Source organism: Mycobacterium colombiense (genome assembly GCF_003284975.1).
GTDB classification, from domain to species: Bacteria; Actinomycetota; Actinomycetes; order Mycobacteriales; family Mycobacteriaceae; genus Mycobacterium; species Mycobacterium europaeum_A.
The window spans coordinates 26,215-35,377 of the sequence record NZ_QMEU01000044.1 but is presented as its reverse complement, the minus strand read 5'-3'; the positions used below and the strand labels follow the sequence as shown (position 1 = coordinate 35,377).

At 65.0% G+C, this 9,163-nt stretch carries 8 protein-coding genes, 1 other RNA gene and 1 pseudogene; 3 read left to right on the top strand and 7 right to left on the bottom strand.

Annotated elements, in window-relative coordinates; translation table 11 throughout:
• Together DQP58_RS15360 and DQP58_RS15355 are read left to right on the top strand one after the other, a co-directional pair.
• Nucleotides 1-664: N-acetylmuramic acid 6-phosphate etherase (locus tag DQP58_RS15360; protein ID WP_112709179.1), on the top strand; the 664-nt coding region annotated here is incomplete at its 5' end.
• A gap of 178 nt (nucleotides 665-842) precedes the next feature.
• Entirely contained in the window at nucleotides 843-1,454 is a 612-nt protein-coding gene (locus DQP58_RS15355; protein ID WP_346427282.1) for an N-acetylmuramoyl-L-alanine amidase, read from the top strand.
• 96 nt (nucleotides 1,455-1,550) lie between these two features.
• On the opposite strand, the pseudogene DQP58_RS15350 reads toward DQP58_RS15355, so the two are convergent.
• Nucleotides 1,551-1,781, bottom strand: a pseudogene (locus tag DQP58_RS15350) (SDR family NAD(P)-dependent oxidoreductase); the annotation flags it as partial.
• 306 nt (nucleotides 1,782-2,087) lie between these two features.
• On the opposite strand from DQP58_RS15350, the gene DQP58_RS15345 reads away from it, so the two are divergent.
• Nucleotides 2,088-2,303 carry a ferric uptake regulation protein gene (locus DQP58_RS15345; protein WP_112709175.1) on the top strand — a complete coding sequence of 72 codons (216 nt, stop codon included), beginning with the start codon at nucleotides 2,088-2,090 and terminating at the stop codon, nucleotides 2,301-2,303.
• A 41-nt stretch (nucleotides 2,304-2,344) separates the two neighbouring features.
• Here the strand turns inward: DQP58_RS15345 and DQP58_RS15340 are convergent, their stop codons facing one another.
• From DQP58_RS15340 to DQP58_RS15315, 6 genes are all read right to left on the bottom strand, one after another.
• Entirely contained in the window at nucleotides 2,345-5,284 is a 2,940-nt protein-coding gene (locus DQP58_RS15340; RefSeq protein WP_112709174.1) for an RND family transporter, read from the bottom strand.
• Nucleotides 5,281-5,703: an MmpS family transport accessory protein gene (locus tag DQP58_RS15335; RefSeq protein WP_205869437.1), complete on the bottom strand. Its 423-nt coding sequence runs from the start codon at nucleotides 5,701-5,703 to the stop codon at nucleotides 5,281-5,283. Before DQP58_RS15335 ends, DQP58_RS15340 begins: the two co-directional genes overlap by 4 nt.
• Nucleotides 5,704-6,209: 506 nt before the next feature.
• On the bottom strand, nucleotides 6,210-6,461 hold the full coding sequence (locus DQP58_RS26815; protein WP_165827880.1) for a hypothetical protein: 252 nt from the start codon (nucleotides 6,459-6,461) through the stop codon (nucleotides 6,210-6,212).
• Between the two features lie 346 nt (nucleotides 6,462-6,807).
• Nucleotides 6,808-7,175, bottom strand: a transfer-messenger RNA (tmRNA) gene (gene ssrA / locus DQP58_RS15325).
• Nucleotides 7,176-7,261: 86 nt separating this feature from the next.
• Nucleotides 7,262-8,107 carry a maleylpyruvate isomerase family mycothiol-dependent enzyme gene (locus tag DQP58_RS15320; protein ID WP_112709171.1) on the bottom strand — a complete coding sequence of 282 codons (846 nt, stop codon included), beginning with the start codon at nucleotides 8,105-8,107 and terminating at the stop codon, nucleotides 7,262-7,264.
• An 18-nt stretch (nucleotides 8,108-8,125) separates the two neighbouring features.
• Complete coding sequence (locus DQP58_RS15315) at nucleotides 8,126-9,163, bottom strand: tetratricopeptide repeat protein (RefSeq protein ID WP_112709170.1); 1,038 nt, start codon at nucleotides 9,161-9,163, stop codon at nucleotides 8,126-8,128.

Sequence of the window (9,163 nt, the reverse complement as noted above, 5' to 3'; positions counted from 1 at the left end):
CGGGACACCCGGCCGGCTCGGGGTGCTCGACGCGGCCGAGTGCGGGCCGACGTTCGGCACCGACCTGGTGCGTGGCGTGATCGCCGGCGGGCCAACGGCTTTGACCGAGGCGATCGAGGGTGCGGAGGATGCGTTCGATCCCGCCGATCTCGCGGACCTGACCGCCGCCGACGCGCTCGTGGGGATCACGGCGTCGGGCCGCACGCCGTACGCGGTGGGAGCACTCGCGCATGCCCGCGCGATGGGTGCCTTGACCGTCGCGATAGTCAACAACCCAAGAAGCGAAGCGTCCGCCGACCTTGTGATCGAGCTGCTAACCGGGCCCGAGGTGCTCGCCGGGTCCACGCGGCTCACCGCCGGGACGGCGCAGAAGGTGGTGCTCAACGCGCTTTCGACGAGCGTGATGATCGCGCTCGGCAAGGCCTACGGACCGCGGATGGTCGATGTGCGCGCGACCAACGCGAAGGTGCGTCGCCGCGCGGTGCGGATCGTTCGCGACGCCGCCGGCGTCGACGAGCAGACCGCGGCGATCGCGCTCGCTTCCGCGGGCGGTCACGCCAAGACCGCGATCGTCGCATTGTTGGCGGGGGTCGACGCGGCCGAGGCCGCCGCCCGGCTCGACCGAGCGCACGGACGCGTGCGGGGCGCGTTGGGTGAGACATGAGTGAAGTCGTCACGCGGGCCGGTGTCACGCCCGTATCGTGAGGATCGTGTGTGAGCCAGCGTGTGGCCCGCCAGCTCTGGTCAGCCGCCGGCAGCTGCTAGCGCTGGCCGGCGGCGCCGGGGCGGCGTCCCTGCTCGGCAGCCCGCCTTCGGTTCCGGCTGCTCACCCGACATCGGCAATCGGTGCGCGTCTGACCGCCACCACTTCGGCACTGCTGCTGTGCCGGGACGCCTGGGGCGCCCGACCGGCCCGCTCCGGGGGGAAGCGCCACACCATCACCCGGATGACACTGCACCACGAGGCCGTCGTCCTCGGCGAAAACCGCAATGCCCCAAGCCATCTCCGCCAAGATCAGCGATATCACCAGGATCAGCACGGATGGATCGACATCGCTTATCACGTCGGCATCGACCGCAATGGCAACATCTACGAGCTGCGCAGCACCGAGATCGCGGGCGACACCGCGACGGACTACGACACGACCGGCCATTTCCTGGTCCTCTGTGAAGGAGACTTCGATCAGGAGTCCGTGCCGGAGGCCCAGCTTCAGGGGGCGGCGCGCGCGTTCGCCTGGGCCGCCCAGAATTTTCGCGTTTCGACCGACACGCTGGCGGGCCATCGGGACCTGGCCCAAACCTCGTGCCCGGGTCGAAACCTGTACGCCCACCTATCCTCGGGCGACTTCAAGCGCCGCATCGACGATCTCCTCGGCGCGGGCGGAGTGGATCTTCAGCGCTTCTGCGGACCCGACGCGGCCGCACGGGTCGCGTCAATCGAGGCCGGCAACTGACCCACCGCCATCCGCTCGTCGGAGCCCGCCGGGATGCGAATCGCCGGACATGTTTGCAGCCCTTCGGCAGCGGGCATGCCCCACCGTGAGAACCGCCTCGGAAAGCGCGCGCTGCGCGTCGGCGACCGCCGCACGGTCCGTCAGGTCGACGACGATGCCCGAGGCTTCCCCGTCGCTCGTCAACTCGCTGACGGTGTCGTCGACGCGCGCTTTCGACCGTCCGACGATCACCGCGCTGCCGCCGTGACCGACGATGTCGATCGCGACCTGGCGCCCCATGCCGGCACTACCGCCGACAACGATGACCTTCTTGCCATCGAAATGCATATGCGGGGTCCCTTCCTGGTTCTCCTTGACCGCTACGAGTGGACCCGGACTGACAATCCCGCGGTCGCTCGTACCGAGACTGCGGCCGCCCCGGGTGAACTGTCATCACCCCAACCACCCATTCACCCGGGTGAGAATGCGCCGCCTGAAACGATGCGTGAATGGATAGGCCGGTATTGATTAATAATTACGTTCGCGTAAATGCAGTCACCTTTGACTGCACGATCTTTTTGCGAAGCGCAGTCCGTTGACCCTCGCCCTGAAATCACCCCCCGATCTGGGGCGACGGCGCGTACCCTGAGCGGTATGTCCAAGACCAAGACCAAGGTCTGTGTACATTGCGGCCACTTGTTCGATCCGAACGAACGGCCGCGGGATCTGTCCGATCCGGAATGGCTTCCGGCCGCATCAGTCTATTGTTCGCATGATTGTAGTGACCGGTTCCATTGCGATATGGGCCATTGCTGCTCGGCCCACGCGAAGGAGAAGGCTCGGCGCGACGCCGCCAAGGCGGCCCGGTAGCCGAGACAATCCGCGATCGGCGATGCCTGCTGTGCGGGGTGCTAGGTCTGCGGATCGGGCGGGGCACCGTGCCGCGGGTGGTACAACAGAGCGCGAACCAGCGGCCGCGGCCCAACGGACCGGAGCATCTGGCTGGCGGGACGGACCCGCACCCGCTTCGGCCACCAGAACCAGCGTCCCATCAACGTCATGATCGACGGCGTGATGAGCGTACGAACGACGAAGGTGTCGAACATCAGACCGATGCCGATCGTGGTGCCGAACTGACCGATCGCCCGCAGATCGCTGGAGAGCATCGCCGCCATCGTCACGGCGAACACCACACCGGCGGCGGACACCACCGGGCCGGTCACACCCACGCCGCGGATGAGCCCGGTGTTCAACCCGGCGCCGATCTCTTCCTCGATTCGGGACACCAGCATCAGGTTGTAGTCCGAGCCCACCGCCAAGAGCACAATCAGCGCGAATTCGGTTGCGACCCAATGCAACTGGAAGTGGCCGAGATGCTGCCAGATCAGCGTCGAGAATCCGAACGCCGCGCCCAGCGACATCACGATCGTGCCGACGATGACTCCCGCGGCGACCAGAGCTCGGGTGACGATCACCATGATGATGAAGATCAGCACGATCGACGCCACCGCGGCGATCAGCAAGTCGTACCAGGCGCCGGTGGCGATGTCGTTGAATGTTGCGGCGGTGCCGCCGAGGTAGATGTCGGCGTTCTCCAGCGAGGTGAGCTTCAGCGCCTCCTTCGCCGCGTTGCGCTCTTGCTCGACGGACTTGATGCCTTCCGCGGTCGCCGGATCCACGGCGTGCGTGATAATGAAGCGCGCGGCCTTACCGTCGGGCGACACCATCAGGCTCAAACCGAACTGGAAATCGGAGTTCTGGAAGATCTCGGGCGGCAGGTAGAACAGGCTTTCCACCCGAGCGTCGTTAAACGACTTGCCCATCACGGCGTTCGTGTCGGTGAGCCGGTCGAACTGGTCGATCAGACTGTCGAACGAGCTGTAGATGGTCAGCGTCGTGTCCCGGATGGACTTTGACACGGCGATGTTCTCGGGGATGATCGCCAGCAATTCGCGCGTGGCCTTGGCCGTGTCGGTCAGGTCGCTGGTGAGGGCGTGGAATTTCTCGGCCAGCTGATCGAACCCGTCCAGTGCGTCGAACAGGCTGCGAAACGACCAGCAGATCGGGATGTCATAGCAGTGCTTCTCCCAGTAGAAGTAGCTGCGAATCGGCCTCCAGAAGTCGTCGAAATCGGCGATGTGGTCCCGGATTTCGTCCGTGATGGCCGCCGTCTCGCCCGTGGTCTTCGAGCTGTTGTCAGCGGCGTTCGCGAGCCTCTGGGTTATCGCGTACTGGCGCTCCAGCAGGGCGATCTGGGTGTCGAGGAAACCGGTGATCTTCTTGATGTCGCCGACGCGGGCCTTCAGGTAATTGAGGTTGTTGCGAATCGGCGCGCTTTGCACGCTGACCTGGAACGGAAGGGATCCGTCTTCGATCGGTGGTCCGAGCGGTCTGGTGATGCTCTGCACCCGTTCGATGCCCGGCACCCGGAAGATGGCACCGGCAACCTTGTCCAACACCAGCATGTCCCTGGGATTGCGCAGATCGTGGTCCGATTCGATCATCAGCAGGTCCGGGTTCAGGCGGGCCTGGGTGAAGTGCCGATCGGCCGCGTCGTACGCCTGCACCGAGGCCGCGCTCTTCGGCAAGTAGTACAGGTCGTTGTAGCGCGGGGTGAAGCCCGCGAGACCAAGGGCGCCAACGATCGCCAGGATGACGGAGGTCGCGAGGATGGGCGCCGGCCAGCGCACGATGGCCGTCGCCAGGCGGCGCCAGCGGGTGTAGTTGAACTTGCGCTTGGGGTCCAAAAGGCCGAAGCCACTGGCGACTGCGATGAGAGCGGGCGTCAGCGTGACCCCAGCCGCCACCACCACCAGCAGTCCCACCGCGCACGGGAACGCCAGCGAACTGAAGTAGGGCAGCCGGGTGAACTTCAAGCAGGCCAGCGCCCCGACAATGGTCAGACCGGAGCCCAGGACCACCTTGCTGACACCGGCGAAGGTGTCGTAATAGGCGGCCTCACGGTCCAGACCGCGTTCACGGCCCTCCTGGTAGCGGCCGACCATGAAAATCGCGTAGTCGGTACCCGCTGCGATCGCGAGTGAGGTCAGCAGGTTCACGGCGAAGGTCGACAACCCCATGACGCCGGTTTCGCCCAGCAGCGAAACCACGCCGCGGCCGGACAGCAGCCCAATGAAGAGGATGAACATGGTCAGCAACACGGTGCCGATGGACCGGTACACGAACATCAGCATGAGCGCGATGATGACGACCGTGATGAGCGTGATCTTGGCCAGGCTCTTGTCACCGACAACGATCACGTCGGCGGTCAGCGCTCCCTGGCCCGCGACGTAGGCCTTCACGCCGGCCGGCGGCTTCGCGTCCGCGACGATTTGGCGAACGGCAGCAACGGATTTGTCACCGACGGCGCCACCTTGGTCACCCTTGAGGTTGACCTGGACGTAGGCGGCCTTGTGGTCGTAGCTCTCCACACCTGAGGACGTGAATCGCTGACCCCAGAAGTTCAGCGCGTGCTCGACGTGTTCGTGGTCGGCCTGGATCTTTTTGACCAGGTCGTCGTAGAACCGGTGGGCGTCCGGGCCGAGCGGTTTGTCACCGACCAGGGTGACCAGGACGAGGTTGTCGGAGTCGTACTCCTTGAACTTCTCGCCGATGTGTTTCATCCCGGTCACCGATGGTGCGTCTGACGGCGAGAGCGGGACGGAGATCTCCTCGGCAACCTTCTCCAGCTGCGGGACGAAGACGTTCACCCCGATCGCGATCAGCACCCAGGCCACGATGATCGGCAGCGCCAGCACGCGAATGGAGCGGGCAATCCGCGGCTTGTGCTCAACGTTGGTGGGCTGCGCGACGGGGATTCTGTCGGTGTCGCTCGTATCGTCGTCGGTCACGCGGACTTGTCCAAGCAGGAAACTTGCGCGTTCCGGTTGGTGGCCTGTTGTTGGTCGACCAACTTGCCGTCGACGGTGATGCGGCAGCCGATGGACGGGCTGTCACCCTGGGCGACGACATAGGCGAAGATGCCGGGCATCTCGGCGACGATCGTCTTCGACCACGGCAATGTCGTGAAGTTCGCCTTCTGCGGCAGCGACTCCGCATCCATCCAGTTGACGACTCCGGTCGTCCCGGGCGGGCCCAGGATTTCGTAGAAGGCCGTCTTGGCCGCATATGGCGGGGTGGCATCCCGGGGATCGGGCTTGGGCAGGCCGGGTCCGGGGAAGACGCCATTGAGTCGCATCACGGCGACGCCGCCGACGATCAATGCCACGGTCACGACCAGCGGAACCCATAGCCGCTTGAGAAACCTCAACACAGCGCCCCCCGATTTGGAATGCCCGAAGGGCTGATATTAAGCCATCTTTTCGTGTGTGCCACGGCTAGCCGAACGTCATAACGATCGAGTTGATTCCCGGGGTGACCGCTAGGGCCACGCGGGCATCGGCGGCGGTCAGCCCTCCGGATCTTCGCTGTGATCGCAGCGGTGCACCGTGGCGGTTTCGGCGATACAGCGGCGCAACCCCTGCTTCAGACCAAATTCACGCCCGAAACATCTTGTGCAATCCGCTATCTCGCGACTGTCAGTCAACTCGTTGTCAACCCACCAGCGCGCCGTAATCCACAAGCTTCAAGTTGAGCACCGCGGCTCGCTACAGTAGCCTAAGCGCGAGATCTCAGCCTGTCATAGCTGGATTTTCTGTTACGGTGCTGCCGAGAATCGAACCGATGCTCTACCAAGACATTTGGCTTCTAGAGCGCCGACTCATTTTGTCCCGTATCCGTTTGCCTCGCTCGTTACCTGCGCGCGCGCCCGATGGATCACCCCGTGCAGGACGTCGTTACCCTGCATTGCCCGGAGCCGCCGGGCTGGTGGGAGTCGTGGGGGTTGCAGAACTCGCTGGGCTCGCAGAGCTCGTCGGAGTCGTCGAGCTCGTTGGGGTCGTCGAGCTCGTAGGCCGCACGGAGCTGGTCGGACTCGTCGGGCTCGTAGGAGTCGTGGAACCGGGAGGAGTCGTGGGACTCGTAGGAGTCGTGGGCGTGGTACTCGCAAGGCCCGGACCCTCGCCACACCAGTCCGCCACATCTTTCGGGTACTGCTCGATCGGTGGAGGGCAACGCTGCCCCGGCGGGAAATTGGCGCCGGCGTTGAGCAGATCGCAGGGCACGTAGACCTGCTTGCCCTTGGGAGTGTTGGTCAGACACTTCGTCGGCGGCTCGCCGTGGGCCTGGACGGGAATGATGGCCGCAGCCACCACTGCTATCACCGCGCCGAGCGCCCAAGCAAAACGGCGGTAGGTCATGAGGGCTCCTTGCGGTGCAATCTCGGGCGTGCATGGCATCGCCGACGTATGACGATTAAAGCCGCTCGCTCCGGGCATCAGCCAGCCATGGGTTTGGCGTTGGACAGCACATTCTGTTGTGGAGCTGCCGGGAATCGAACCCGGGTCCTACGGCATTCCCTCAAGACTTCTCCGTGCGCAGTTCGCTATGTCTCTGCTCGGATCTCCTGGTCACGCGAACAAGCCAGGATGACGATCCCAGTCGCTGTTGGTGTCCCGATGAGTCCCGCGACCGAACTCATCGGTGGATCCCTCTAGCTGACGCCAGGGTCCGGGTCGAGGGCTTTCCCGGTCTGACGGACTAGCTGTCGCTTAGGCAGCGAGAGCGTAGTCGCGCTGATGTGAATCGGCGCTTATCTGTTTGCAACGACGCTTACGGTGGTCAGTTGCCTGCACCGGCACGCTTCCCTTGATTCGATGCGCGAAGTCGAAACCTTTCAGCCCCTCGCACCCACCGACTTTCGGCAGGAATATCCATGGTACCTGCCTATGAACCAGCGGCAACGGGATTGTCTTCCCGGCGGGCGGCGATCAGATCACGAAGTTGAGGTGCTCGACGACCTGGGCGGCCACGTGTTTGTCGCCGTCGAGGTCGATGGTCTGGGGACGGGCGGGACACATCGGGCGGCCGCCGGTGAGCCTGGTGAACTGCAGCCCGTCCAGCCGGATCGTCGCCGTCGGTGGTTGGCCGCCGAAGTCGTCGACCACTGCGGCCCGGCCGTCCACGCTGACCAGGATGGTGCGGGCCAGCGGGCCGGTGAGGTCGAACTGGATGCGTGAGCCCTCGGGCGCCTTGGCCAGCTTGCCTACCACGTAACCCATCGTCGCGGCGATCTCGTCGACGGCAAGCGACGCCGCGGGGCCGGCGAGTTCGTCATCTGACGGCGGGCGCCCCAACGCCACGCGAATGTCTTCTTCGTGCATCCAGCAGTCGAACACCCGGATCCGCATGAACCGGCCATAGGAGTCCGGGCCGGTGGGAGTCATCGTCACCGCGTCCCACTGGTCGTCGGACATGGTCGTCAGCGCTTCGCGCCGGTCGGTGGTGATCGCCCGGAAGCTTTCCAGTACGTCGGCAGCGGCGTGCGCGCTCAGATGGCGGACCCAGCATTCGTTCATCACGCCGACGTCGTTGCGCACGTGCTCCAACGCGGAGACGTCGACATCGGGCTGGGGCGCGGCGATGCCGGCGAGGAACGACTCGGTGCCGATCATGTGCGCCGCCAGGGCTTTGACGTCCCAGCCCGGCAGCGGGCTGGCCGCCCGCCAGTGCGCTTCGGAGAGCCCGGCCAGCAGTGCGTCGATGTCGTCCCACACCGCGAAGAGACCGGTGAGCACGGTGGACTTGTCGAGTTTGGTGACGGGGCGATCGGCCATGGTCGGATCGTAGGCCGCTTACTTCCCGATGAAGAGACCGATTCGGATAATGACAAGGGCACTGACTGCCAGCAGCCCGCCGACGGCGATCCACCCAGCGGGCCACGGACAAAACGTGACCCATGCCCCGGCGACGACGGCCATTCCCGCATGAGCGAGACGAAGTGCGAAAAAATGCTGCTCGCGCAGGACGGCAACGAACACTCGGCGCGGGATCGCGCGAAGCAACCACCACAACACGGCGATCAAAACCCCGCTGAGCAGGCCGACACCGACGCGCGCCAACGCGGTCGGATGGCCCTCGTCATAGGCCCCGGCGGTGATAGCGAGGCACACGCTCAACAGCCCCGCGCCAACGGTCACGAGGGCGAGCACCTTTCGGAGAACGACCCCGATATTGCGCCGGCTCAATGCCCCGTATTCGGGATCGCTTCCGGCGGCACCGAGAAACCCCTGCAGGGCGCGTCCAAACTTGAAGCGCCCCAGTCGGTGAACGGCCAAATCGTTGAGGGCCTCGGCATTGGCGGGATCCAGCTGCAGCGCCGCTCGATACGAAACCTCGGACTCATCCCGTCGGCCCATGGCATGCAGGATCGAACCGCGGCGGATGTGCGCGTCGACGCTTTGCGGATCCAGCCGTAGCGCATGGTCGATGACGTCCAGCGCCGAGCGCAACTGCCACGCTTTCTGCAATAGCAATGCGTAAAGGCGCAGTGGCGCAGGCTCATTCGGGTGCGACGTGACCGCTCGCCAGGCCATCCACAGGCCGTCGTACTGGCGGCCGAGGTTGAATAGCGCCAGCGCATACAGTCGCATCGCGAACTCGGAGTCGGGTGTGCCGGCCAAGGCGGCGTATGCGCTGCGCGCGGCGGCCCAATAATTGCCGAGCGCGAGTTCGGCGCGGGCGTAGGACGCAAGCAGGGCGGGATCGTTGGGGCTTTGTGACAGCGACCGACTCAGGATCTCGCGTGCGCTTTCGTATTTTCTGGCGTCGATATAGGCGTCTGCGACTTGGATGACCTCGTCGGTTCGCCCTAATCCGGGCTCCGAAGTCAC

Excerpts from the sequence above, each read along its gene's own strand:
- DQP58_RS15345 (WP_112709175.1), top strand. The coding sequence starts at position 2,088 with ATGTCCAAGACCAAGACCAAGGTCTGTGTACATTGCGGCCACTTGTTC.
- DQP58_RS15320 (WP_112709171.1), bottom strand. The coding sequence starts at position 8,107 with ATGGCCGATCGCCCCGTCACCAAACTCGACAAGTCCACCGTGCTCACC.